Consider the following 25,323-nt stretch of genomic DNA (forward strand, 5'->3'; position numbering starts at 1 on the left):
TGCCTACACCGGAAGTTCGTCGTGCGGCCAGCGGGTGCGGGCCTGTTCGCGGGAGCGGAGGAGGGCCAGGGTGGGCATGCCCCGGTCCACGCCGGTGGCCAGGAGCTCCGGGAGCTGGGGGAGGGGGGCCACGGCCGCCACGTCGTCCAGGACCAGGGTGAATGGTGGGTCGAGCCGACCGGAGGATGACCGTTCGGCCATGCGCCGGCCGTGCTCGACCACGCTTGCGGTGAGGGCCGTCAGCAACGGCATCGCACCCGGCTGGGTGCGGGGATCCTCGATGGATTCACCCACCACATAAAGCGTGCCCGTTTCGTGGACGAAGGAATCCAGGGCGAGGGCATCAGTTCGGTTCGGGGTGCAGGCCTCGCGGATGTTGACCGTGAGCAGGGCGGAGAGCGCACGCGTCGTCAGTTGCTGGGCGATGTCCCGGCGTTCCGGGTACGCGGTGAGGGTCGCCTCGAGTTCGCCCGCGGCGCCCGGGGCGGCCTCGGGGTTGGTCCGCAGCACGCGTACCGCGTCCTGGACCTGGATGCCCTGCGCCCAGCGGTGGACGTGGCGGACGGTGCGGCCGTCGAGGGCGGCGGCGTGCAGGTAGCTCCGCAGGAGGGTCTGGGCGGTGTCGCTGACGGCCTGGTCGAGCCGGGAGGCGGGGCGGACCGGGGCCAGCAGGGCGGCTGCGCGTGCGACGGCCGTCTCCTTGTCCTCGCAGCCGGCCGTGGGGGACCAGTGGAGGCGGGCCGGGGTGTCGCAGCGGTGGGTCGGGTCGTAGAGGTGGGTGGGACCGAGCTTCGCCCGTGCGTCCTTGGTCTCCGCCCAGAGGGAGGGGTTGGAGGTGACGACTAGGACGGGGCCCTCCGCGTCCCGTACGGCCGAGGCGGCGGTGGTGTGCCGGGTGTCCGGGGAGCCGTAGAACACCGGGTGGGTCGAGAGCGCCGGAGGTTCCGGGTGCGCTGGAGCCGCAGAGGGGGCGGCTTCCTGTGGTGGCACCGTTTCCCGTTCCCGTACGGGCTTGGGCTCGGGTGCCGCTCTCGGTGTCGGTACCTCGTGCTGGATCGGCTCCGGCGCCGCAGTCGGGCCCGCCGCCCGCTCCGCCTTCCGCCGGGCCCGTACCGCCCGCCACCGGGTCACCGTGCCCAGGACGAAGATGGTGAGGACCAGCAGCAGCATCAGCTGGCCGATGAACAGGCCCCAGAACAGTCCGTACCCCGAGAGGGCGGAGGCGGGGGCGTCTGGCCAGGCGCCCGGGATGTCGTGGGGTTCGGCGACGAGGTGCCGCATGGCGACCGGGGTGCGGGTGAAGGTGACGCCGGACGGCCAGGAGCCGCGGGCGACGAGGCCCGCGAGGCCGGTGGCCGTCCAGACCAGCAGGGTGATGCCGAGCAGGAACGCGAGCAACCCGACCAGCAGCCCGTCCGGGACACCCCCCTGGCCGTTCCGTCCGTTGCCGTGGCCCTCCGGTCTCACGCGTGTTCCTTTCCCCTGTCGCCCGACGCCCTCACGCCACCGACGCCCTTACGCCACCGACGCCCTTATGCCACCGTCGACCGGGAGTCGCCGACGTGCTGTTCCACGAAGGCCGCCGCCCGTTCCTCCGCCTCCAGTTCGGCGGCGAGCAGGGCGTCGTGGGACAGGTCGGCGGAGGACTCGGTCATCGCGCGGTCGGTGAAGACCAGCGGGCGCTCGGTCTCGGTGATCAGGTGTTTGACCACCTGCACATTGCCGTTGACGTCCCAGACCGCGATGCCCGGGGTGAGCGAGGGGATGATCTCCACCGCCCACCGGGGCAGGCCCAGCACTCTGCCCGTCGCCCGTGCCTCGTCGGCCTTCTGGGCGTAGATGGTCCGGGTCGACGCCATCTTCAGGATGGCCGCCGCCTCCTTGGCCGCCGCCCCGTCCACCACGTCGGACAGGTGGTGGACGACCGCGACGAAGGACAGGCCGAGTCGGCGACCGAACTTCAGCAGGCGCTGGAACAGCTGGGCGACGAACGGGCTGTTGATGATGTGCCAGGCCTCCTCGACCAGGAAGATGCGCTTCTTCCGGTCGGGGCGGATCCAGGTGTGCTCCAGCCAGACGCCGACGATCGCCATCAGGATCGGCATGGCGATGGAGTTGCGGTCGATGTGGGACAGGTCGAAGACGATCAGCGGCGCGTCCAGGTCGATGCCGACCGTCGTCGGGCCGTCGAACATGCCGCGCAGGTCACCGTCGACGAGCCGGTCGAGGACCAGGGCGACGTCCAGGCCCCAGGCCCGTACGTCGTCTATGGCGACGTTCATCGCCTCCGCCGACTCCGCCTCGGGGTGGCGCAGCCGCTCGACGATGTCGGTGAGCACCGGCTGGCGTTCGACGATCGTCTCGGTGACGTAGGCGTGCGCGACCTTGAGCGCGAAGCCGGAGCGCTCGTCGAGGCCGCGGCCCATCGCGACCTCGATGATGGTGCGCAGCAGCGCGAGCTGGCCCGTCGTGGTGATGGTCGGGTCGAGCGGGTTGAGCCGGATGCCGTGGTTCAGGGCAGCCGTCGGGTCCAGCCGGACGGGGGTGATCCCCAACTCCTGTGCGATGAGGTTCCACTCGCCGACCCCGTCCTCGCCCTGGGCGTCCAGGACGACGACCTGGCGGTCGCGGAAGCGCAGCTGGCGCAGGACGTACGTCTTCTCCAGGGCCGACTTGCCGTTGCCGGACTCGCCGAGGACCAGCCAGTGCGGCGCGGGCAGCTGCTGGCCGTAGAGCTGGAACGGGTCGTAGATGTAGCCCTTGCCGGAGTAGACCTCGCGGCCGATGATGACGCCGGAGTCGCCGAGGCCGGGGGCGGCCGTCGGCAGGTAGACGGCCTGCGCCTGGCCGGTGGACGTGCGCACCGGCAGCCGTGTCGTCTCGACCTTCCCGAACAGGAAGGACGTGAAGGCGTCGGTGACGACGGACAGCGGATCCCGCATCGGACTCAGCCCCTACCTTCGAATGCCGGTGGCGAACGGGAGTGTGTTCACGAAGGCGCGGTGGTGCTCGCGGTCGCACCACTCCAGCTTCAGGTACGACTTTCCGGCCGAGGCCCGGATGGTCCGCTTGTCGCGGGCCAGCGCCTCGGGATTGCGGGAGGAGACGGTGATGTAGCCGACGAGGTTGACGCCTGCCGCGCCGCTGGCGAGGTCCTCGCCGCGCTGGTCGAGCCGGCCGTGCGCGGCGATGTCCCGCGGGTCGACCGTGCGGTTCATCTTCGCGGCGCGGGACGCCTCGGCCTCGTCGTTGGTCTTCTCCGTCAGCATGCGCTCGATGGCGACCTCGGTGGGTTCCAGGTCCATCGTGACGGCGACGGTGCGGATCACGTCCGGCGTGTGGACGAGGAGGGGCGCGAGGAAGTTGACGCCCACCGGGGTCATCGGCCACTCCTTGATCCAGGCCGTGGCGTGGCACCAGGGGGCGCGGGTGGACGACTCGCGGGTCTTGGCCTGGAGGTAGGTGGGCTCCATGGCGTCCAGCTCGGCCGGCCAGGCGTTGCGCTTGGTCATCGCCTGGATGTGGTCGATCGGGTGGTCCGGGTCGTACATGGAGTGGATCAGCGAGGACAGCCTGCTCTGGCCGAGCGGCTGCCGTACGCGGATGTCGGCCTCCTGGAGCCGGGAGCAGATGTCGGTCAGCTCACGGGCCATGACGACGGCCAGCCCGGCGTCCCGGTCCACCTTGCGGCGGCCCTGGGTGCGCACCGCGCGGGCCATCGCGTTGGCCTCGGCGGCCAGCTCACGCGTGTAGTGCATGCAGGCGACCAGGTAGGCGCGGTGCTGCTCGCTGCTGGTCGACACCATCGACTGCAGTTGGTCGTACGACTGCTGGAGCCACGGCGGAGCCTTCTCGTTCCCGCGCAGGGCGACGTCCTTGGCGTGCGCGTCGGGGTCGGCGGGCAGGGTGCGGGCGAGCATCTGGATGCGGGTCACGAAGCCGTCGCCGTTCGCCACGTGCTTGAGCAGCGTGCCGAAGCGGTCGACGAGCGCCTCCTGGTCCTCGGAGTCGCGCAGGCCCACGCCGGGGCCCTCGATCTCGATGGCCGCGGTGACCGTCTTGCGGTCCGCGTGCAGTTGTACGGCGATCTCGTCGGGCCCGAACGGGGCGGCGAGCCAGGTGATCCGCCCGATCCCGGGCGGCGGCCCGACCTCGACCTCCCGGCCGTCCAGCCGGGTGCCGGCTTCGACGACGTCCGAGCGGTACGTCGTGCCCTGGCGCACGGTCCGCCGGTAGCTCCGGTTGATCTCGAACCACTTGTAGAACGTGCGGCCCCGGTACGGGACGTACACGGCGGCCAGCGCGATCATCGGGAGGCCCGCGAGCAGCACGATCCGCAGGGACAGCACGGGGACGAGGAGACCGGCCATCATGCCGAAGAACGCGCCCAGGACGATCAGCGCGATCTCCCCGGTCTCCCGATTGCGGCCGACGATCGCGTTCGGCCGGGCCCGGCCGATCAGATACGTACGGCGGGGCGTGACCGGATGGGACAGGTGGGAATCGGTCGTCAACGCCCTTCACCTCCCGTGCTGTTGGTACTGCTGCTGTTGCTCCGGCCGGCGTGCGGCGTGGTCACCGGGCTGCCCGAGCGGGGTGCGGGTGCGGCAGGTGCGGCGGAGGGGACAGATCCGCCGCCACCGTTCGAGGGGCGCGAACTGTGCGCGGCGACTCCGCCGGAGGCGGGATTGGAGGGGCGCGCGCCGCCGGACGACGAGGACTGGCCGCCTCCGTGGCTGTCGGCGCGGGTGCTGTGGGTCTTGATGCCCTGCGCGACCATGGTCGCCGGGGAGCTCATGACCGCGGCGGCCTTGCTCTCGGCGCCCTGCATGATGCGGTTGTTGCGGGAGTTCGCGATCTCGTCGCCGAAGCCCGGCACGAAGCGGTAGATCATCGCGCTGGCGAAGATGGCCAGCAGGATGATCGCCAGACCCGACACCACGGCGGAGAACGCGTTGGGGCCGTCGTCGGAGGACAGCGCGCCCGCCAGGCCCAGCACGATGACGATGACCGGTTTCACCAGGATCACCGCGATCATGATGCCCGCCCAGCGCCGGACGTGCCCCCACAGGTTCTTGTCGACCAGCCCCGCGTACACGACCGTGCCGAGCAGCGCGCCCACGTAGAGCAGGGCCGCGCGGATGACCAGCTCCAGCCACAGGACGCCGGCCGCGAGGATCGACACCAGCGAGACGATGATCAGCATGATCGGGCCGCCGCCGATGTCCTTGCCCTTCTCCAGGGCGCCCGCGAACGTGCCGAAGAACGTGTCCGTCTGGTTGCCCGTCGCCGACGCCAGGACGTCGGTCACGCTGTCCGTGGCCGACACGATGGTGTAGAGGATCAGCGGGGTGAACGCCGAGGCCAGCACCGTGAGCCAGAGGAAGCCGATGGCCTCCGAGAGGGCGGTCGTGAGGGGGACGCCTCGTACGGCCCGCTTGGCCACGGCCAGCAGCCACAGCAGGAGCGTCAGGATCGTCGACGCCGCGAAGACGACGGCGTACTGCTGACGGAACGTCGGGTTGGTGAAGTCCACGGCGGCCGTCTCGTCGACGGCGGCACTGAGCTTCTTGATCGTCCAGGCGGCGGCGTCGGCGCAGCCCCTTGCCAGGGCGGCGAGGGGGTCGAGGGCGGTGGTGGGGTCGTTGAGGGAACCGGCTCCGCCGGACCCGCCGGACCCTCCGCCCTCGCCTCGTTCGCAGTAGTCCTTGGCAGGCCCGACGATGAGGTCGCAGTTGTTGTCCGACGGGGTCGGTGACGGAGTGGGGGCCGCGACGGCCCGAGTGGCCAGCAGCAGGACTGCGGCTTGAACGGCTGTGATGGTGGCGGCGACTTTGAGTACGCGGCGTTGGCTACCGGGCATACGTGAAGCCTCCGTACTCCTTGACGGCCTTGGCCATCTCCTCGGCGGTGGATGCCTTGTCGTCTCCCGGAACGGGAGCGGGGCCGTCCTTCTGCGAGAAACTGTCGATCTTCCAGTCGTCGTCCGCCCAGCGCAGCTGGAGGGTCATGGTGAACCAGTCGCTGGTGACCGGGTTGGTCGTGCTCTCACCGGTGGTGCCGAACACGCCGGAGCACCAGACCTCGACTGCGGCGGCTGCGTCCGAGTAGTTCGTGACCTTCGTCCCGATCGGCATGGTGCGCGAGACGTAGGTGCTGCCCGTAGCCGATTCGCCCTTCTCGTCGAGGCCGATGTTGCTCAGGAACTCCTTGCTGTACGCCTTGTTGAACCGGTCCTCCAGGGAGGCCTGTTTGTCGGCGACGAAGAGCTGCCGGACGATTCCGCTCCGCTGAGCGGGCTTGAGGATGTCGGCCGAAACCAGCGCCACCGCGTAGTTCGCCGCCGCGCTCTCCGCGCCCTGGCGGTTGTGGGCGAAGCCCGAGGGGATGCCTGCCGCCTTCGACTGGACCGGCTTCTCCCCGGAGGGGGCCGTCGCCGCCGTCTTCGGGGAGTCGTCGTCCTCGCCCGATGAGGAATCGTCTCCTCCACGGTTCGCGAAGGCGATCGCGGCGATCAGGAGCACCACCACGCCGACCACCGTGACCAGGCTGCGCGACGACGTACGGCCACCTCTGCGCCCGCCGGCGTACGGGCTGACGTCGGTCTCCGGCAGGCGGGTGTGGGTCTGGCCCGTGCCGCCGTACCCGCCGGAGTTCCCGTGTTCGTCTCCGAGACTCATGCCGCGTACGCCCCCTCAGCGTCGTGCGGAAACACCTCGTACTCCGCGTACTCCATGTACGACGGTAGCCGTGCTGGTCCCCGCGCGGGCGCGGTGTTATGAGTCGACATCAGGGAAACGCAACCTCAGCCGGTGGGCGCGACGGGCGGGTGGGGTGGAAGGGGAGGCCGGACGGGCCCGGTCGGAGGCATGGTGGGTCTCCTACACGGCCATTCCGTACACGATGGTGAACACCGTGCCCAGGGAGCCGATGATGAAGACCCCTGTCAGGCCCGCGATGATCAGGCCCTTGCCCTGCTCCGCGCTGAAGGTGTCGCGCAGCGCCGTCGCGCCGATGCGCTGCTTCGCCGCTCCCCAGATGGCGATGCCCAGGCAGATCAGGATGGCGAGCGCCATGACCACTTCGATCATGACCTTGGCCTCGTTGCCCAAGCTGCCGAAGGGGCCCCAGTCGGGAGCGATCCCGCCGATGATGGTGTTGATGTCTCCCTCGTCGGCCGCAAAGAACATGTAAGTCACCGCCCCTGTCGGGTCGTTCCGTGCCCCCTGCGGGCATGCAGAGGTCAGGCCTCATTGTCGCCGACGATGACGCCGTCGGATGTCGACTCGGCGTCATTAGTGGGCGGGTTTCGTATGAAGAAAGTTTCTCACCGGTGCGCGCCGGCTCCCGGAAGGGGAGCGACCCGATGGGTGATGAGTCGTATCGTCACTCTGTGTATCACGGTTCGGCCACGAAATGGTCGAACTCTCCCGCGCGCACGCCGAGGACGAAGGTGTCCCACCGGCGGCGGTCCGTGGTGACAATGGCCCCGGGGGTCGCGCCGGCGTGGATACGGACGGTGAGGTCGTCGTCGACGGTCACGTCGATGGCGGTGGACCGGTTGGCCGCCACATCCCCTTCTTCCTTGAGCTCCTGAAGGAGGCTCAGGAAGTCGTCCGGCGTGGTGGTGAGTACCGCTCCGCTGGGATCGGCGGACTCGGTTATGTGGATGGCCGCCCGGGGAGCGGTGGTGGCTGCGACGTGTATGCAGGATTCGCCTTCGCCGCAATACGAGGACTTCTGCCAGTGGGACATGAGCGTGACTGCCTCTCAGGTGGACTGGATGATGCGGTGGATGAGGGCTCGGGACTCGATCTCGATCAGGCTGAGGGCCAGCAGGCGATCGAGGACCTTGCGGTACTTCTCCAGTTGGGCGTCGGCGTCCAGCAGGGCGATGCCGTGGGACTGGTCGAGCTGGACGGTGTCGAGCGGCGGTACGGGGCCGTGCACGTAGTAGATCGGCTGTCCGGCTCCGGGAAAGCCGCCCGCGTCGAAGGGGATGACGTGGATCGAGATGTTGGGGTGCTCGCTCATCTTGAGCAGGTGCTTGAGCTGCCGCCTCGCCACATCCCGCCCGCCGAACCTCATCTGTAGGGCCGCCTCGTGAATGATCGCCTGGTAGGGGACCGGCTGCTGGCGGAAGATGACGGCCTGGCGCTTGATGCGGAACGAGGTCCGGTGCTCCACATCGGGGGGTGACAGGTCGGGGACGACTTGGAGGAACACCTCGCGGGCATGGTCCATCGTCTGCAAGAGGCCGGGAATGCCGGAGGTGTGGGCAGTGCGCAGTGCGGTGCCGTGATGTTCCAGTTCGGCCAGATCCAGCAGACCCGACGGCAGGATGTCCCGGTACTCCTCCCACCAGCCGCGTCGGCGCTCGCCGGTCATTCCGGCGATTCCTTCGACAAGGTCCTTGTCGGGGCAGTCGTATTGGCAGGCCAGGGTGCGTACGCGGTCGGCGCTCACGGGCAGACGCCCCGTCTCCATGTTGCTGACCTGAGCTTGTTTGATCCCGAGGAGCTGTGATGCCTCCGTCGACGTCAGGCCGGCGCGTTCACGCAGCTTGCGCAGCTCGACGCCGAACCGACGCTGTCGGGCTGTGGGGTTGCTTCTCACGGGCATGCCCGTCGCTCCTCAGTACCGCTCGTCACCCACACAGGTGGAAGAAGTAGTTATAGCTCCGATTGGGATAAAGAACATATCCCCTCGCTGCTAGCTTCCTTGGTGGCGCCGCTCCCTCCAGAAGCGCACCGATCGACGGATCGGCATGCCACTGGGTCACCACCGTACGCAACCCGCCAACTTCCGTCAGTGATCGGAGACTTCCATGCCCACCGTAAACCCGCCCTGGTCGTACGTCCTTCAACTCCCGCACGATCCCCGCGCTCCGCGCATCGCCCGGGTCACCCTGCGGACCGTGCTGGGGGCGCACGGTCTCGCCGAACTCGTGCCCAACGCCGAGCTGGTGGCCGCCGAACTCCTCGCCAACGCCCACGTGCACACCACCGGCCCCTACGCCCTGCGGCTGCGCGCCGCCGAGGACGGGCGGCTGCGGGTCGGGGTGTGGGACACGGACCCGCGCGTTCCGCCCGGGTTCGCCGACGGGGCGCCGCTCGACGTGCCGCCGGACGAGGCGGAGAACGGGCGGGGGTTGCCGCTGGTGCGGGCCTGCGCTTCCTCGTGGGGTGTGGGGGTGCTGACCGGGGGGAAGGTCCTGTGGGCGGAGTGCGGCTGACGCCGTGCGTCCTGTTCCGCGCGGCACATGTGTTCCCGTCCCTCCCGTGATCACCCCGGAGAGGGGCGGGCGCCTCTATGCTGACGTGGGCAGCGGACTCCGGTACGGCGAGGGGCGGTTGACGGTGCGTAAGGCCTGGATCGCGGCAAGCGTCGCTGTGGGTTCCGCGCTCGCCTTCGTCATGGTGCTCGCCGTCGGCGTCTTCGTCATCGCCGGGAACCTCGCGGGCGGGGTCGGCGGCGGTGCCGCCAAGACGCTGGCGAAGGGGACCGTGCCGGCCGCGTACCAGGCCCTCGTGCAGAAGTGGGGCAATCTCTGTCCGGCCATCAACCCGGCGCTGCTCGCCGCGCAGTTGTACCAGGAGAGCGGGTTCAACCCGAAGGCGCAGAGTCACGCGGCGGCGCAGGGCATAGCCCAGTTCATCCCCGGCACCTGGGCCACCCACGGTGTCGACGGGGACGGCGACGGCGACCGGGACGTGTGGGACCCGAACGACGCGATCCCCTCGGCGGCGACGTACGACTGCGCCCTCGCGGGCTATGTGAAGGACGTGCCGGGGAATCTGACCGAAAACATGCTGGCCTCGTACAACGCCGGGGCGTACGCGGTCATCAAGTACCAGGGTGTGCCGCCGTACAAGGAGACGCAGAACTACGTCGAGCGCATCCTCTCGCTGGAGAAGAGCTTCGCCGCGCCGGTCGGCCGGGTCGACCCCTCCAAGCAGGCCGCCGGAGCCATCGACTACGCGCAGAAGAAGCTCGGCACGCCCTACCTCTGGGGCGGTAACGGCACCGCTGACCAGGGAGGACGCTTCGACTGCTCGGGGCTGACCAAGGCCGCTTACGAGAGCGTGGGGATCACGCTCCCGCGGGTGGCGAACGACCAGTACAACGCGGGACCGCATCCCGCGCGGGACGAACTGCTCCCCGGCGATCTGGTCTTCTTCTCGGACGACCTCACCGATTCGCGGGCCATCCGGCATGTGGGCATTTACGTCGGCGGTGGGTACATGATCGACGCGCCGCGTCCGGGTGCCGTGATCCGATTCGACCCGATCGACACACCTGACTACTTCGGTGCCACCCGCGTCACCGAAGATGGCGCGAAAGCGCTCCCCACGACGGTCTGAGCGATGCGTGAACCAGCCCCCTGAGCTGCGACAACGCATCTCTCTTCGATAACGTCTGCGTGATCATTCGATGGAGGGCGGAACGTATCGGCGGTGGCCGTGCGTTCCTGTTGTCGTAGCCGAACAGGCCAGCGGACCTACACCACGGGGGTGGGGTAGAGGCGTACGCACGGTGCGCCGGAAGACATGACGAAGGGGCCTCAGCACCATGGCTGGACTCGCAGATTCCGGGTCGAACCCCGACGTCGACCTGCTCTATGACATCAACGGCCTGGCGAAGGCCGCACCGCCGTGGTTCGACCACCTCATGGAGTTCGTGGGCGAGTTCGGCCTGCTGTTCGCCTTGTCGGGGTTGCTGCTGTGGTGCTGGTGGGGCGTCAGGAAGCGGGGCGGCGAGGACGCGGCCCCGACCGTGGCGGCCCTGGTGTGGGCCCCGCTCGCGGCGGGCGTCGCGGTCCTGGTGAACGTGCCGATACGTGAGTTCGTGGAGCGGCGCCGGCCCTTCCTCGACCATGAGGGGCTCGAGGTCCTGGTCGACGGCAAGACCGACTACTCGTTCGTCAGCGACCACGCGACGCTCTGCATGGCGCTGGCGGTGGGGCTGTTCCTGGCCAACCGGCGGCTCGGGATCATCGGCCTGGTGCTCGGGGTGCTGGGCGGGTTCATCCGGGTCTACATGGGTGTGCACTACCCGACGGACGTCGTGGGCGGGCTCGCGCTCGGTACGGCCGTCGCGCTGCTGCTGTCGCCGCCCGCCATGGCGCTGCTGACCCCGCTGATGCGGGCGATCGAGCAGTCACGGCGGGGTGCGTGGCTGATCAAAGGGAACGGGACCGAGGCGCGGGTGACCCGGGGAGAGGCCCGGCAGTCCGGGCCGGGGGAGCGCGACCTGGCGGCGTAGCCCGTCGTCCTGCGCGACGCGTGACATGAGGTGGAGTGGCCCCGGGTGGTTTTCCCGGTGGGGGTCACTCCACCGAGTGTTTCTGGGCGTCCGTACGGGCCAGGCTTCTGGCTCTCCTCGCGGGGCCGCGCCAGCCGCAGACGCAGCGGGCGACGCAGAAGCGCCCCTGCTCGGATGTGGTTGTCCTGTGTTCCTGGAGGCTTACCGGGGCTTCCTGCTGTTCCACTCGACAAAGGTACCGCTCCGGGTGTGTCTGCGTGACGGGGTCCCCTACCGGTCGTTAACCGGGAGGACAGGCGGCCCGTGTCGGACGTAGCGGGGGTAGGCGGAGCATGGCAGGACGGGAACTGCGGCGTGGGCGGACCGGTGGTGCGGTCGTCGCCCTCGGGGCTGTCGGTTGTCTGGTGCTCGGCGGCCTCGCGGGGTGCGGCGGCAGCAGCGGGGCCGCGCCCGGAGGCTCGCCCGGCGGCTCGGCGGCGGTGGCGGTGGTGCGGGAGGCCGCGGACGCGCTGGTGGGCGCGGGCAGCTCCAAGGCGCGCACCTCGATGGAGATGGCCACCGGCGGCACCCGGGTGACCATCCGCGGGGAGGGTGTGTACGACTACCGGAAGCGGCTGGGGCGGCTGAAGGTGCTGCTGCCGCAGGACCCGTCCGGCACGTCGGTGCGCCGGCCCATCACCGAGCTGCTCGCTCCGGGCGCGCTGTTCATGAAGAACCGGGGCGCCGGAGTGCCCGCCGACAAGTGGGTGCGGGTGGACACCCGGACGCTGTCCGACGGGAACCTCGTCACCGGCGGCGTCACCGACCCGTTCGCCGCGGCCGAGCTGCTGCGCGGGACGCGGTCCGCGACCTTCGTGGGCAGGACGGAGCTCGCCGGGACCGAGGTGCGGCACTACCGGGGCACGGCGGACCTGCACGAGGCCGCGCGGGCTGCCTCCGAGGCGAACAAGGGGCCGCTGGGCGCGGCGGCGACCGGCTTCGCCACCGCCGAGATCCCCTTCGACGTCTACCTGGACGGCGAGGGGCGTATCCGGAAGATCCGCCACCGGTTCAGCTTCATGAACGGGGAGCGGGAGGAGCCGGTCGCGGTCGCCTCCACCACCCTCCTCTACGACTTCGGCGCCCCCGCGGACGTCCGCCTCCCGGAGCCCGCCGACATCTACGCGGGCCGGATCGCCGAGGAATGACCGGCGTGAACTAGCCCTTACGTGCCATGCGCGGGGCGGGGGGTGCTGCCTACGCTAGGGGACCTCTGCCCGTATGACGGTATGGACGAGGTGACGTGTGTGGCCCCGCTCGGTGGTGGGTCGGTTCGGGACTATGTGGCCCTCGCCGAGATCGAGCTGTGCGGAGAGCTGATCATCGCCGCCTCCGCCGCCCAGGGGCGGCTCAGCCTGGAGAGCATAGACAAGGTGCTGAAGGTGGCCGAGGTGTGCGCGGAGCCGGGGGTCGGTCCGGCCGGTTCGCTCAGGTCACGTCCGTAGCATGCGGGCGATCGCCTGGGTCGCTTCCTTCACCTTGGCGTCGACCTCGTCGCCGCCCTTGAGGGCCGCGTCGGCGACGCAGTGGCGCAGGTGCTCCTCCAGCAGTTGCAGTGCGAAGGACTGCAGGGCCTTGGTGGAGGCGGACACCTGGGTGAGTATGTCGATGCAGTAGACGTCCTCGTCGACCATGCGCTGCAGGCCCCGGATCTGGCCCTCGATGCGGCGCAGGCGTTTGACGTGTTCCTGCTTCTGGTGGTGGTAGCCGTGGATGCCCCGGTCGTGGTCGGTCACGACGGCCGCGGGGTCGGTCGCCCCGGTCGCTCCGGTCACGTCCGTGGTGTCCGTCACGTCCGTGGTGTCCGGGGAGGAGGGCGCGCTGGCGCCGGTCTCGGTGGTCGTCATCGCGTCCTCCTGGTGCAGCGGCGGGCGACATATACCCCTGGCGGGTATATGGTAGCGAACTTTGCTGGGTATAGGCACTGTGGCTGCTGCCCATGGGCGGCAGCCGTGCCACGGCCCTCGGACCGCCCCCGTGCCTGTCGTCCGATACCGAATGGGTGACACTGGTGGACGGCCCGACAGTTGTGGCTGGATGGTGCGCCCGGCACCAGCCTCACCGAACCGATGCACCCCAAGGACCCCACGTGCGCTTTCGTCTGACCCCCAGGGAGACGAGCTTCTACGACATGTTCGCCGCGTCCGCGGACAACATCGTCACGGGCTCGAAACTCCTGATGGAACTGCTCGGGGCGGACGGCCCCGCCCGGGTCGAGATCGCAGAGCGCATGCGGGCCGCGGAACACGCGGGTGACGACGCCACGCACGCGATCTTCCACCAGCTGAACTCCTCGTTCATCACGCCCTTCGACCGCGAGGACATCTACTCCCTCGCCTCGTCCCTCGACGACATCATGGACTTCATGGAGGAGGCCGTCGACCTGGTCGTCCTCTACAACATCGAGGAACTGCCCAAGGGCGTCGACCAGCAGATCGAGGTGCTGGCGCGGGCCGCCGAGCTCACGGCCGAGGCCATGCCGAACCTGCGCACCATGGACAACCTCACCGAGTACTGGATCGAGGTCAACCGCCTGGAGAACCAGGCCGACCAGATCCACCGGAAACTGCTGGCCCATCTCTTCAGCGGCAAGTACGACGCCATCGAGGTGCTCAAGCTGAAGCAGATCGTGGATGTCCTGGAGGAGGCGGCGGACGCCTTCGAGCACGTGGCGAACACGGTCGAGACCATTGCCGTCAAGGAGTCCTGAGCCCCTTCATGGACACCTTCGCTCTGGTCGTGACCATCGGGGTCGCGCTCTTCTTCACGTACACGAACGGCTTCCACGATTCGGCGAACGCCATCGCCACCTCGGTCTCGACCCGGGCGCTCACCCCGCGCGTGGCCCTCGCGATGGCCGCCGTCATGAACATGGCCGGCGCCTTCCTGGGGTCCGGGGTCGCCAAGACGGTCAGTGAGGGGCTGATCCAGACCCCCGAGGGCTCGACGGGCATGGGGATCCTGTTCGCCGCGCTCGTCGGCGCGATCACCTGGAACCTCATCACCTGGTACTTCGGACTGCCGTCCTCCTCCTCGCACGCCCTGTTCGGCGGCATGGTGGGGGCGGCGCTGGCCGGCGGGACGACCGTGTACTGGAACGGGGTGCTGGACAAGGTCGTCATCCCGATGTTCGTGTCGCCGATCGTCGGTCTGGTCGCCGGTTACCTGGTCATGACCGCGATCATGTGGATCTTCCGGCGGACCAACCCGCACAAGGCCAAGCGCGGTTTCCGCATCGCGCAGACGGTGTCCGCGGCGGGCATGGCGCTCGGGCACGGCCTCCAGGACGCGCAGAAGACGATGGGCATCGTGGTGATGGCCCTCGTCATCGCGGACGTCGAGGACTACGGCGATCCCATCCCGATCTGGGTGAAGATCGCCTGTGCGGTGATGCTGTCGGCCGGTACGTACGCGGGCGGCTGGCGGATCATGCGGACGCTGGGCCGGAAGATCATCGAGCTGGACCCGCCGCAGGGGTTCGCGGCCGAGGCGACCGGCGCGTCGATCATGTTCGCCACGGCGTACCTGTTCAAGGCGCCGGTCTCCACCACGCATGTGATCACGTCGGCGATCATGGGTGTCGGGGCGACGAAGCGCATCAACGCGGTGCGGTGGGGCGTCGCCAAGAACATCATCCTGGGGTGGTTCATCACCATGCCCGCGGCGGGGCTGGTGGCGGCGGCCGCTTACGGGCTGGTCTACCTGGTGATCCTCATGTAGCACGATCCTCAGGCAGCGCCGAAAAGTGCTCGGGCCCGCCCCCCGCTACCGGGGGGCGGGCCCTTCGCGTCCTCACGGTGGCACCGCCATGCAGCACCGCGAGGGGTCCGTGATCAGCCGAAGCGGCCGGAGATGTAGTCCTCCGTGGCCTGGACCGACGGGTTGGAGAAGATGCGCTCCGTGTCGTCGATCTCGATCAGCTTGCCCGGCTGGCCGACGGCCGCCAGGTTGAAGAACGCGGTGCGGTCGGAGACGCGCGCCGCCTGCTGCATGTTGTGCGTCACGATGACGATCGTGAACTGCTCCTTGAGCTGGCCGATCAGGTCCTCGATGGCGAGGGTGGAGATCGGGTCCAGGGCGGAGCAGGGCTCGTCCATCAGCAGCACCTTCGGCTCGACCGCGATCGCGCGGGCGATGCACAGCCGCTGCTGCTGGCCGCCGGAGAGGCCCGAGCCGGGCTTGTTCAGGCGGTCCTTGACCTCGTTCCAGAGGTTGGCGCCCCTCAGGGACTTCTCGACGATGCCGTCCAGCTCGGACTTCCTGTACTTGCCGTTCAGGCGCAGACCGGCCGCCACGTTGTCGTAGACCGACATGGTGGGGAACGGGTTGGGGCGCTGGAAGACCATGCCGACCTCGCGCCGCACGGCGACCGGGTCGATGCCGGCGCCGTAGAGGTTCTCGTCGTCGAGCATGACCTTGCCCTCGACCCTGCCACCGGGCGTGACCTCGTGCATGCGGTTGAGGGTGCGCAGGAAGGTCGACTTGCCGCAGCCGGACGGGCCGATGAAGGCCGTCACGGAGCGGGGCTCGACGGTCATCGAGATGTCCTCGATGGCGAGGAAGGAACTGTAGTAGGCGTTGAGGCCGCTGATGTCGATGCGCTTGGCCATGTGGATCACTGCTTCTTTCGGGTCCGTGTCGCTGATGGCCGCGTCAGCGACCGGTCTTCGGGGCCTTCCAGCGGGCGATGCCGCGGGCCACGAGGTTGAGGATCATGATGAACGCGATGAGCGTCAGGGCCGCCGCCCAGGCACGGTCGTAGGCCGCGCCGGAGCCGCCGCTGTTGGCGTACTGCAGGTAGATGTACATCGGCAGTGACGCCTGCGGGTCGGAGAACGGGTTGGCGTTGATCACGCTCGTACCCCAGACCAGCAGCAGCACGGGGGCGGTCTCACCGGTGATGCGGGCGATGGCCAGCATGACGCCGGTGGTGATGCCGCCGATGGACGTGGGCAGGACGACCTTCAGGATGGTGCGCCACTTGGGGATGCCGAGCGCCAGGGACGCCTCGCGCAGCTCGTTCGGGACGAGCTTGAGCATCTCCTCCGTGGAGCGGACGACCACCGGGATCATCAGGATGCTCAGGGCCAGCGAGCCGGCGAAGCCGGAGTAGCCCATGTCCAGGATCACGATCCACAGGGTGAGGATGAACAGACCGGCGACGATCGACGGGATGCCCGTCATGACGTCGACGAAGTAGGTGACGGCCTTGGCGAGCCTGCCGCGTCCGTACTCGACCAGGTAGATCGCGGTGAGCACGCCGATCGGCACGGAGATCGCGGTGGCGATGCCGACCTGCTCCAGGGTGCCCAGGATGGCGTGGTAGATACCGCCGCCGGGCTCGCTGTCGGCGACGACGCCCATGGAGTGGCTGAGGAAGTAGCCGTCGAGGACCTTCACGCCGCGCTTGACCGTCTCCCAGATGAGGGAGGCCAGCGGGATGACGGCCATCAGGAAGGCGACCCAGACCAGGCTGGTCGCGGTGCGGTCCCTCGCCTGGCGCTTGCCCTCGACCGCCGCGGAGACGGCGTAGGAGCCGAGGACGAAGAGGACCGCGGCGATCAGCGCCCACTGGATGCTGCTGTGCAGGCCGGCCAGGCTGCTGATGCCCAGGCCCAGCGCGACGGAGGCCGCGGCGACCGCCCAGGAGAACCACTTGGGGAGCGTGGCACCGCGCAGGGAGCTCGCGGACTTCGGGGTGATGGTTGCGTGGCTCATGCGTTGGCCCCCGAGTACTCCTTGCGGCGGGCGATGATCAGGCGGGCGCCGCCGTTGACCAGCAGGGTGATGACGAAGAGGACCAGACCGGACGCGATCAGCGCGTCCCGGCCCGTCACGGTGGCCTCGTTGAACTTGCTGGCGATGTTCTGGGCGAACGTGCCGCCGCCCGGGTCGAGCAGGCTGGCGTTGATGTCGAAGGACGGCGAGAGCACCATGGCCACGGCCATCGTCTCGCCGAGCGCGCGGCCGAGGCCCAGCATCGAGGCGGAGATCACGCCGGAACGGCCGAAGGGAAGGACCGACATGCGGATCACTTCCCAGCGGGTGGCGCCCAGGGCGAGGGCGGCCTCCTGGTGCATCTGCGGCGCCTGCCGGAAGACCTCACGGCTGACGCTGGTGATGATCGGCAGGATCATCAGGGCGAGCAGGATGCCGACGGTGAACAGCGAACGCGCGGCGCCGCCGTTCCACTCGAGGATGCCGGTCCAGCCGAGGTAGTCGTTCAGCCAGCCGTAGAGGCCGGCCATGTTCGGCACCAGGACGAGGGCGCCCCACAGGCCGTAGACGATGGACGGCACGGCGGCGAGCAGGTCGATCACGTACGCGATGGGGCCGCCCAGCTTGCGCGGGGCGTAGTGCGTGATGAACAGCGCGATGCCCACCGAGATCGGGACCGCGATGAGCATGGCGATGATCGACGACACGACGGTGCCGTAGACCAGGACCGCGATGCCGAACTCCGGCGGGTTGCCGCTGGGGTTCCACTCGAAGGACGTGAAGAAGTTGGCCTCGTTCTCGCTGAGCGCGAGAACGGTGCGGTAGGTCAGGAAGGCCGCGATCGCGGCCATGATCGCCAACACGAAAATGCCGGACCCTCGGGAGAGCCCGAGGAAGATCCGGTCACCGGGGCGGGTGGCGCCGCGGGCGGCGCGCTTGTGCCCCGCCGAGGGCGGCGGGGGGACGGAGGGTGGAGCGGTCTGCTGTGTCGATATGTCCATCAGGGTTCTCCGGTCTGCGGGGCCTCTGGTCGGTCGAGGCCCCATGGCGGCGGTGCACCGGACGGTGCGGTCCGGCCCCTGGTCGGGAGCCGGACCGCACTCGGGGTCAGCTCAGGCTCGAGATGGTGTCGCGAACCTTGGTGATGATCTCCTCGGGCATCGGGGCGTAGCCGGCGTCCGCCAGCAGGCCCTGACCGTCCTCGGAGGCCATGTAGTTCAGGAAGGACTTCGTGGCGGGCAGGGTGTCCGCCTTGTTGCCCTTGTCACAGGCGATCTCGTAGGTCACCAGGACGAGCGGGTAGGCACCCTCGGCCTCGGGGGTGTAGTCCAGCTGCAGCGCGAGGTCCTTGCCGGTGCCGACGACCTTGGCGGCGCCGATGGCGGCCGTGGCGTTCTCGATGGTGGCCTTGACCGGCTCGGAGGCCTCGGTCTTCACGTCGACGGTGTTGATGTCCTTGGCGTAGGAGAGCTCGAAGTACGAGATCGCACCCTCGGTCTGCTTCACCTGCTGCGCCACACCGGAGGAGCCCTGAGCGGACTGGCCGCCCTTGGCCTCCCACGACTTGCCCGGCTCGTAGGGCCAGGCCTTCGGCGCGGCGGCCTTCAGGTACTTGGTGAAGTTGTCCGTGGTGCCGGACTCGTCGGAGCGGTGGAACGCCTGGATCTTCAGGTCGGGGAGCTTCGCGTCGGGGTTGAGCTTCGCGATCTTCTTGTCGTTCCAGTTGGTGATCTTGCTGTCGAAGATCTCCGAGATGGTCGCGGCGTCCAGGACGAGCTCGTCGACACCCGGGACGTTGTAACCGATCGCGATCGGGCCGCCGACCATCGGCAGGTCGATGGCCTGGCCGTCGGTGCAGATCTTCTTGGAGTCCTCGATCTCCTCCGGCTTGAGCGCCGAGTCGGAGCCGGCGAACGAGGTCTGGCCCTGGAGGAAGGCGGTGATGCCGGCGCCGGAACCGTCAGGACGGTAGTTGATCTGCACGTCCTTGCACGCGGCCGTGTAGTTCTTGACCCAGGCGTCGATCGCGTTCTTCTGAGCGGAGGAGCCGGAGGCCTGGAGCTGGCCCTTGGCGTCCGCGCAGTCGACGTTGCCGGCCGGTGCGCTGGCGGAGGAGTCGCTGCCGGCGCTGTCCTTGCCGGTGTCGTCCGACCCGCACGCCGTGAGGGCCAGGGCGCCGGAGACGGCGAGAGCGCCGAGAGCGAGGGCCCGCCGGTTCTTGCGCTGAAGCTTCACTTGAGTTCCTTCCAGGTGCCGCCGTCCTGAATTCGGCGGCGTGCGAAGTCTGAAGTCAGAAGTCTGGGCGACGCTGGTGCCCGATCAGCGGGCGGTTCGCATCGCGTAAGGCCGAAATTAGGCAGAAGAGGTGACGGCGCCGATGGGCGTAAATGAACGAGAGGTGAACCCCTGAGGACGGTGCGGTGAGGTCACGGAACGCTTACGTCAAGGACACGGGTGGATACCGGGCCGGAACGGGGCAGTCCTGTACGGCGGGGGGCCACGGCCGGGTCGTCGTCCGGGCGTTGCCGGAGGGCTGCCCGCGCGTTGCCCGGAGGTGGTGCGGGTGGTGCCAGAGGGGCTGCCGCAGGGGCGGGCGGACGCTACCGGGCCGGGTGGAAGGTGGCGAGCAGGGCGTCCACCAGGTCCGCGTCCCTCGGCTCGGTGAGCCGGCGGCGGGCCATGTGCGGGGGGAGCCAGAGGATGCGGTCCACCTCGTCGTTGGGGGTGAACGTGCCGGAGACGGCCTCGGCGGCCCAGTACCGGACCCGCTTCGGCCGGCCGTTCGCCACGTAGTGCGCCGACGGGAGTTCCACGACCGGGACCGCCCAGTGGCCCGTCTCCTCCGCGACCTCGCGCAGCGCCCCGGCGAGCGGGTCCTCGCCGCGCTTCAGCTTGCCCTTGGGCCAGGACCAGTCGTCGTACTTGGGGCGGTGCACGAGACACACTTCGAGCGTCCCCCCAACCGGGGAGCGGCGCCACAGGACACAGCCGGCCGCCTGGACGGTGAGTGTGACGGCGGCCGGGCGCGGGTCCGGGGACGGGTCCGCGGGTCGGCGGGAGCCGTCGGACGGGCTCACCGGGCGCCTCCCTGCAACGAGCCGACGACGTCCTTCTGCCAGCAGTGCTGGAAGGCGTACCGCGCCGCCTCCACGTCGTGCCGCTGGTCCGCGTGGAGCACGCCGAGCGCGTACGCCGTGGCCGGTGCGATCCGCGGGGTACGGGCGGCGTGCGCCGCGGCCGCCGACGCCTCGGAGGCGTCCCGGTGCCGGTCCAGGGCTTCGCCCGCGGCGACGAGGCCGACGTTCGGGGGCGGGGCCGGGGCGGTGCCGTCGGTGCGGTCCGTGGGGCCTTCGGTACCGGTGGGGGCCGGGACGGCGGCGTGCAGGACCTCGCGGGCGTACCGGTGCAGGCGCAGCAGCAGGCGGACCTGGTGCCAGGGGACGTCCTGCGGATGCGGGGCCGGGTCCGGCGACAGCCCGTGCATCAGCGCCTCAGCGTTGTACGGGCTGCCCGCGATGACCAGGGGCAGCGCGGCGACGGCGTCGACGAGCCGCTCCCGCGCGGCCTCGGCCAGCGGGCGCAGGTCGGCGGAGCCGGCGGCCGGGGTCAGCGGAACCTCGCTGGCCAGCACGGCGACCTTGTCGGCGACCGCGTGGAAACGGGAGGAGCCGAGGGCCTGCAGTGCCGTGGAGTGCGCCCGGGTCCGGGCCAGGGTGAGCTGCCGGTCCAGCAGGGCACCGGCCTTCGCGGCACCCACGGTGAGCTTGCCGCGTTCGGACACCGCGGTGGCGGATGTCGTCCCGGTGGGGCCGGAGGCGGTCGCCGTGCGCGCGCCGGTACGCGCGCCGGTACGCGCGCTCGCCCCGGTGGCGACGGCGGCCGGGGGGGACGACCGGGCCGCCCCGGTTCCGCTCCCGGCGTCCGCCTGGGCCGGGAACACCGTGCCCGACAGCCGGTGCAGGGCCAGGAGCAGCCGCTCCAGGCGTGCCGAGCAGGCGTGCTCCAGGGCCAGCGTGCCGGACACCCAGGCCAGTTCCGGGCGCATCGCCTCGGACCAGTCGGGGTCCAGGACCGCCTGGAAGGTGTGCAGGCTGCCGCTGATCCGGCGGGCCGAGCGGCGCAGCGCGAGCGTCGCCTCGACGGAACCCTCCGAGGACGCCACGCCCGCCCCCGCCTCCCGGTGGAGGCGCAGCGCGCGCAGGAACTCGGTGGCCTGGGCCCGCAGATAACCGGCGAGGGCCCCCGCGGGCACCGGGCCGGTCACCGGGCTGAGCAGGGGGTCGGGATCCGTCGGTTCAAGGTGTTGCTGTGCCACGCCGGCGCCTCCGGGCGTCAATGAGCATCTCCTGGACGTGCCGCAGGGGCCGGCCGTCCGCGTCCACCGCGTGTCGGGTCCACGTTCCGTCCGAGCCGAGGTGCCAGGACGAGGTGGCGTCGGACATGCCGGTCTCCAGCAGCCGGCTCAGCGCCGCCCGGTGGGCGGGGTCGGTGACCCTGACCAGGGCCTCGATACGGCGGTCCAGATTGCGGTGCATCATGTCCGCGCTGCCGAACCACACCTCGGGCTCGCCGCCGTTGCCGAAGCAGAAGACGCGGGAGTGCTCGAGGAAGCGGCCGAGAACGGAACGGACCCGGATGTTCTCCGACAGGCCCTCGACGTCCGGCCGGATCGCGCAGATCCCGCGCACCCACACGTCCACCTGCACCCCTGCCTGCGACGCCCGGTAGAGGGCGTCGATGATCGCCTCGTCCACCATCGAGTTGACCTTGATGCGGACGTAGGCGGGGCGGCCGGCCCGGTGGTGCTGGGCCTCCTTGTCGATCCGTGAGATCAGACCGTCGCGCAGGGACTTGGGCGCGACGAGCAGCCGCCGGTACGTCTCGCGGCGGGAGTAACCGGAGAGGCGGTTGAACAGGTCGGAGAGGTCCGCGCCGACCTGCGGGTCGGCGGTGAGCAGGCCGATGTCCTCGTAGAGCCGGGCCGTCTTGGGGTGGTAGTTGCCGGTGCCGACGTGGCAGTAACGCCGCAGCGCCTCGCCCTCCTGGCGGACCACGAGGGACAGCTTGCAGTGGGTCTTCAGACCGACCAGGCCGTAGACGACGTGGCAGCCAGCCTCCTCCAGCTTGCGCGCCCAGTTGATGTTGGCGTACTCGTCGAAGCGGGCCTTGATCTCGACCAGGACGAGGACCTGCTTGCCGGCCTCGGCGGCCTCGATCAGCGCGTCGACGATCGGGGAGTCGCCGGAGGTCCGGTACAGGGTCTGCTTGATGGCGAGGACGTCCGGGTCGGCGGCGGCCTGCTCCAGGAAGGCCTGCACGGACGTGGAGAACGAGTCGTACGGGTGGTGCAGGAGCACGTCCCGGCTGCGGAGCGCGGCGAAGATGTCGGGCGCCGACGCCGACTCGACCTCGGCGAGGTCGCGGTGGGTGCCGGCGACGAACGCGCGGTACTTCAGCTCGGGCCGGTCCAGGCGGTGGATCCGGAAGAGACCGGTGAGGTCGAGCGGTCCCGGCAGCGGGTACACCTCGGCCTCGCCGATCTTCAGCTCGCGCACGAGCAGGTCCAGGACGTCGCGGTCGATGGACTCCTCGACCTCGAGGCGCACCGGCGGCCCGAAGCGGCGCCGCATGAGCTCCTTCTCCAGGGCCTGGAGCAGGTTCTCCGCGTCGTCCTCCTCGACCTCCAGGTCCTCGTTGCGGGTGAGCCGGAAGGCGTGGTGCTGCAGCACCTCCATGCCCGGGAACAGCTCCTCCAGGTGGGCGGCGATGACGTCCTCGACGGGGACGTAGCGGCCCGGGGAGCTCTCCAGGAAGCGGGACAGCAGCGGCGGCACCTTGACCCGGGCGAAGTGCTTGTGGCCGGTGACCGGGTTGCGCACGACCACGGCCAGGTTCAGCGACAGGCCCGATATGTACGGGAAGGGGTGCGCCGGGTCGACCGCGAGGGGGGTCAGCACGGGGAAGATCTGGTGCCGGAAGAGGGTGAACAGGCGGGCCTGCTCCTTCTCCGTCAGCTCGCTCCAGCGGACCAGGTGGATGCCCGCGTCCGTCAACGCGGGGAGGACGTCCTCGTGGAAGCAGGCGGCGTGCCGCGCCATCAGCTCGCGCGAGCGGCCCCAGATCATCTCCAGCACCTCGCGCGGCTGGAGGCCGGAGGCCGAGCGGACGGCGACGCCGGTGGCGATGCGGCGCTTCAGGCCGGCCACCCGGACCATGAAGTACTCGTCCAGGTTGCTGGCGAAGATCGCGAGGAAGTTGGCCCGCTCGAGCAGCGGGGTGGCGGGGTCCTCGGCGAGTTCGAGAACCCGCTCGTTGAACGCGAGCCAGCTGCGCTCACGGTCGAGGAACCGGCCCTCGGGCAGCGGCTCGCCGCCCGTCTGCGACTCCTCGTAGGCGTCGAGATCCGCGTCGATGTCGGGTGCCAGGTCGGAGACCGTACCGGCCACGGTGGGCGGCCGGTGTGCGGCGATGGAGCCCACGGAGGGCTGCGCGTGCTGTACCTGTGCCTTTGCGTCGGCGTTCGGCTGGCTCATGGATCCATTGTTCCGCGCCGGCAGCCTCACGGGCGCGTCGGAAAGCGCGGGTGGGATGGATGGTGCCCCTGGGACGTCCCAGTCGCCCCTCCGGGGCGGCGGCTCTGAGGCGGCGGGATTCATTCGCTGAGCGTCGCAAGACTGTCTGAATCAGCGGTTACGGAGACATGACGTGTGGGATATCGGGAGGCGGATCGCGGGGAGCGCGTCCGGGGTGCGAACCGTGCATTCCCGGCGGTATGTCCCCACGTCGATCACGTGCCCCGCGCCGGGGTGACGGTGTCGCCCGACCCGGGTCGGCCCCCCGGCTCTCCGCCGACCGTATGCGCCCGCTCCGAGCGGGCTCGCGCCGGGGGCCGGATCCGGACCCTCGGCGAAGACGGCGGGCGGGAGCCGGGGGGGGCGTCGTCCGGCACGCCCCGCGCCTGGCCCTCGTCGCGTCGGCGCCGCGTCCGCCGTCCGCCGCAGCGACAGCGGCCGACCATGACCGCTGGACGATCCTGCCGTGCGCGGCCGTGGAGGCCTGGACGGTGTGCGGGGCGGAGCCGGTACGCCGGTCGCGAGCCCGGTCTCTCCGGCCTCTTTGGTCCCTCCGGTCCCTCTCGTCTGTCAGGTCTGTCAGGTCTCCGTCCGGTACATCAGGTCCGTCTCGTGGGTGAGGAAGCCCAGCCGTTCGTAGACGGCCACGGCCGCCTTGTTGTCGGCGTCGACGTACAACATCGCGGTGGGCAGCCCCTGCCCCGCCAGGTACCGCAGGCCGATCGTCGTCAGGGACTTGCCGAGGCCGCCGCCCTGGGCCCGCGGGCTCACGCCGAGGACGTACACCTCACCGAGCCCCTCCGCCCGGTGCGCCTTGGTCCAGTGGAAGCCGACGAGCCGGCCGTCCCGCTCGGCGAGGAAGAAGCCCTCGGGGTCGAACCAGGACTCGGCCTTGCGGTCGTCCAGGTCGCGCTGGGTGAGGGCGCCCTGCTCGGGGTGGTGGGCGAAGGCGGCGGCGTTCAGCGCGAGCCAGGCGGCGTCGTCCTGCCCGGGGACGAAGGCCCGCACCGTCACGCCCTCCGGCAGCACCGGGTCGGGCAGCTCCAATCCGGCCAACGGTCGCCGCATCTGCCGCAGTTCGCGGAAGAGGGTGAGCCCGAGGACCTGGGCGAGATGGCGGGCCGCGGAGTGACCGCCGTGCGCCCACACCCGCAGCCGCTTGCCGGATGCGGCGAGCAGCGCGGACCCGAGCGTCCGCCCGTGCCCCTGCCCCCGGTGAGAGGGGTGCACGACCAGCTCGGCGGCCGGCGGCTCGACCGGGTCGGTGTCCTCCAGTTGGGCGTACCCGACGAGTTCGTCGTCCTTGCCCTCGCTTCCCTCGCGGGTGAGGAAGAGCAACAGATGGGTCACGCCCGCCCGTTCCCCGCCGCGCAGCTGCAACCGCCCCTGCTCGGACACCGCCTGCTGGCCATCGGTCCGGGCGGCCTCGTCGAGCAGGGCGAGAACCGCCTCGACCTGCTTCGGGGAGAGCGCGGTGTACGTCTGGAGCGAGCGGGTGCGGCCCGGCCGTGCGAAGTCGTCGCTGGTCATGCGTACGAGGGTAAGCGGCGGGCGCCGAAAACGGACGACGGCGGCATCGGACGCGGCCCCGACCGCACGGTACGACCGGACCCGGGCACGGCACGACCGGTGCCGGGACGCGAAAGATAACCGGGATGTAACCACGAACCCCCTGTCGCGCTACGCGCGTTGACCCTAGGCTGCGCCGGGTGGTCGGCGCGCGCCTCAC

The 25,323-nt window shown here is 70.2% G+C and carries 24 protein-coding genes; 7 read left to right on the top strand and 17 right to left on the bottom strand.

The features are described 5' to 3' along the window. Nucleotides 1-3 precede the first annotated feature (3 nt). The 8 genes from AC6F7H_RS14460 to AC6F7H_RS14495 all read right to left on the bottom strand — a co-directional run bounded on the left by AC6F7H_RS14460 (nt 4) and on the right by AC6F7H_RS14495 (nt 8,622). Entirely contained in the window at nt 4-1,467 is a 1,464-nt protein-coding gene (locus AC6F7H_RS14460; protein WP_500757393.1) for a type IV secretory system conjugative DNA transfer family protein, read from the bottom strand. Between the two features lie 65 nt (nt 1,468-1,532). After that, nucleotides 1,533-2,942, bottom strand: coding sequence for an ATP-binding protein (locus tag AC6F7H_RS14465; RefSeq protein WP_500757394.1), 1,410 nt, complete (start codon nt 2,940-2,942; stop codon nt 1,533-1,535). A gap of 12 nt (nt 2,943-2,954) precedes the next feature. Next, nucleotides 2,955-4,514, bottom strand: a complete 1,560-nt coding sequence (locus AC6F7H_RS14470; RefSeq protein ID WP_500757395.1) for an SCO6880 family protein — start codon at nt 4,512-4,514, stop codon at nt 2,955-2,957. After that, the gene (locus AC6F7H_RS14475; RefSeq protein ID WP_500757396.1) at nt 4,511-5,863 is read right to left on the bottom strand and encodes a hypothetical protein; all 1,353 of its coding nucleotides are present in this window, start codon (nt 5,861-5,863) and stop codon (nt 4,511-4,513) included. The genes AC6F7H_RS14470 and AC6F7H_RS14475 overlap by 4 nt, the downstream gene beginning before the upstream one ends. After that, the gene (locus AC6F7H_RS14480) at nt 5,853-6,680 is read right to left on the bottom strand and encodes a DUF8175 domain-containg protein (RefSeq protein ID WP_500757397.1); all 828 of its coding nucleotides are present in this window, start codon (nt 6,678-6,680) and stop codon (nt 5,853-5,855) included. Before AC6F7H_RS14480 ends, AC6F7H_RS14475 begins: the two co-directional genes overlap by 11 nt. A gap of 201 nt (nt 6,681-6,881) precedes the next feature. After that, nucleotides 6,882-7,190, bottom strand: coding sequence for a DUF8827 family protein (locus AC6F7H_RS14485; protein WP_042174769.1), 309 nt, complete (start codon nt 7,188-7,190; stop codon nt 6,882-6,884). 208 nt (nt 7,191-7,398) lie between these two features. Next, nucleotides 7,399-7,755, bottom strand: coding sequence for a DUF397 domain-containing protein (locus tag AC6F7H_RS14490; protein WP_500757398.1), 357 nt, complete (start codon nt 7,753-7,755; stop codon nt 7,399-7,401). Between the two features lie 15 nt (nt 7,756-7,770). Then, complete coding sequence (locus AC6F7H_RS14495; RefSeq protein WP_500757399.1) at nt 7,771-8,622, bottom strand: helix-turn-helix domain-containing protein; 852 nt, start codon at nt 8,620-8,622, stop codon at nt 7,771-7,773. Between the two features lie 205 nt (nt 8,623-8,827). On the opposite strand from AC6F7H_RS14495, the gene AC6F7H_RS14500 reads away from it, so the two are divergent. The 5 genes from AC6F7H_RS14500 (at nt 8,828) to AC6F7H_RS14520 (ending at nt 12,749) form a co-directional block, all read left to right on the top strand. Beyond that, nucleotides 8,828-9,235: an ATP-binding protein gene (locus tag AC6F7H_RS14500; RefSeq protein WP_500757400.1), complete on the top strand. Its 408-nt coding sequence runs from the start codon at nt 8,828-8,830 to the stop codon at nt 9,233-9,235. Nucleotides 9,236-9,353: 118 nt separating this feature from the next. Continuing rightward, complete coding sequence (locus AC6F7H_RS14505) at nt 9,354-10,364, top strand: C40 family peptidase (protein ID WP_500761818.1); 1,011 nt, start codon at nt 9,354-9,356, stop codon at nt 10,362-10,364. A 208-nt stretch (nt 10,365-10,572) separates the two neighbouring features. Then, a complete protein-coding gene (locus AC6F7H_RS14510) occupies nt 10,573-11,265 on the top strand; it encodes a phosphatase PAP2 family protein (protein ID WP_500757401.1) in 693 nt (230 codons plus the stop codon). Nucleotides 11,266-11,597: 332 nt separating this feature from the next. After that, nucleotides 11,598-12,452, top strand: a complete 855-nt coding sequence (locus tag AC6F7H_RS14515) for an SCO4651 family lipoprotein (RefSeq protein WP_500757402.1) — start codon at nt 11,598-11,600, stop codon at nt 12,450-12,452. Between the two features lie 81 nt (nt 12,453-12,533). After that, nucleotides 12,534-12,749: a hypothetical protein gene (locus AC6F7H_RS14520; RefSeq protein ID WP_500757403.1), complete on the top strand. Its 216-nt coding sequence runs from the start codon at nt 12,534-12,536 to the stop codon at nt 12,747-12,749. Here the strand turns inward: AC6F7H_RS14520 and AC6F7H_RS14525 are convergent. Further along, complete coding sequence (locus AC6F7H_RS14525; RefSeq protein ID WP_500757404.1) at nt 12,738-13,151, bottom strand: metal-sensitive transcriptional regulator; 414 nt, start codon at nt 13,149-13,151, stop codon at nt 12,738-12,740. The genes AC6F7H_RS14520 and AC6F7H_RS14525 overlap by 12 nt on opposite strands. 242 nt (nt 13,152-13,393) lie before the next feature. On the opposite strand from AC6F7H_RS14525, the gene AC6F7H_RS14530 reads away from it, so the two are divergent. Further along, entirely contained in the window at nt 13,394-14,014 is a 621-nt protein-coding gene (locus AC6F7H_RS14530; protein ID WP_109379201.1) for a DUF47 domain-containing protein, read from the top strand. Between the two features lie 8 nt (nt 14,015-14,022). Continuing rightward, entirely contained in the window at nt 14,023-15,024 is a 1,002-nt protein-coding gene (locus tag AC6F7H_RS14535; protein ID WP_500757405.1) for an inorganic phosphate transporter, read from the top strand. A gap of 113 nt (nt 15,025-15,137) precedes the next feature. On the opposite strand, the gene pstB is transcribed toward AC6F7H_RS14535, so the two are convergent. The 8 genes from pstB to mshD all read right to left on the bottom strand — a co-directional run bounded on the left by pstB (nt 15,138) and on the right by mshD (nt 25,124). Next, nucleotides 15,138-15,914, bottom strand: coding sequence for a phosphate ABC transporter ATP-binding protein PstB (gene pstB / locus AC6F7H_RS14540; RefSeq protein WP_500757406.1), 777 nt, complete (start codon nt 15,912-15,914; stop codon nt 15,138-15,140). A 43-nt stretch (nt 15,915-15,957) separates the two neighbouring features. Then, nucleotides 15,958-17,022 carry a phosphate ABC transporter permease PstA gene (pstA, locus tag AC6F7H_RS14545; RefSeq protein WP_500757407.1) on the bottom strand — a complete coding sequence of 355 codons (1,065 nt, stop codon included), beginning with the start codon at nt 17,020-17,022 and terminating at the stop codon, nt 15,958-15,960. After that, nucleotides 17,019-18,023 (bottom strand): phosphate ABC transporter permease subunit PstC, encoded by a 1,005-nt coding sequence (pstC, locus tag AC6F7H_RS14550; RefSeq protein ID WP_500757408.1) that lies wholly within the window; start codon nt 18,021-18,023, stop codon nt 17,019-17,021. The genes pstA and pstC overlap by 4 nt, the downstream gene beginning before the upstream one ends. Nucleotides 18,024-18,129: 106 nt before the next feature. Continuing rightward, nucleotides 18,130-19,257, bottom strand: a complete 1,128-nt coding sequence (pstS, locus tag AC6F7H_RS14555; protein WP_500757409.1) for a phosphate ABC transporter substrate-binding protein PstS — start codon at nt 19,255-19,257, stop codon at nt 18,130-18,132. A gap of 365 nt (nt 19,258-19,622) precedes the next feature. Next, complete coding sequence (locus AC6F7H_RS14560; protein WP_500757410.1) at nt 19,623-20,099, bottom strand: NUDIX hydrolase; 477 nt, start codon at nt 20,097-20,099, stop codon at nt 19,623-19,625. Beyond that, a complete protein-coding gene (locus AC6F7H_RS14565; protein ID WP_500757411.1) occupies nt 20,096-21,337 on the bottom strand; it encodes a CHAD domain-containing protein in 1,242 nt (413 codons plus the stop codon). Before AC6F7H_RS14565 ends, AC6F7H_RS14560 begins: the two co-directional genes overlap by 4 nt. Further along, nucleotides 21,318-23,555 carry an RNA degradosome polyphosphate kinase gene (locus AC6F7H_RS14570; RefSeq protein WP_500757412.1) on the bottom strand — a complete coding sequence of 746 codons (2,238 nt, stop codon included), beginning with the start codon at nt 23,553-23,555 and terminating at the stop codon, nt 21,318-21,320. Before AC6F7H_RS14570 ends, AC6F7H_RS14565 begins: the two co-directional genes overlap by 20 nt. Before the next feature lie 618 nt (nt 23,556-24,173). Beyond that, nucleotides 24,174-25,124: a mycothiol synthase gene (gene mshD, locus AC6F7H_RS14575; protein WP_500757413.1), complete on the bottom strand. Its 951-nt coding sequence runs from the start codon at nt 25,122-25,124 to the stop codon at nt 24,174-24,176. Nucleotides 25,125-25,323: the final 199 nt, after the last annotated feature.

It is taken from the genome of Streptomyces sp. MMS24-W38 (assembly GCF_059889265.1).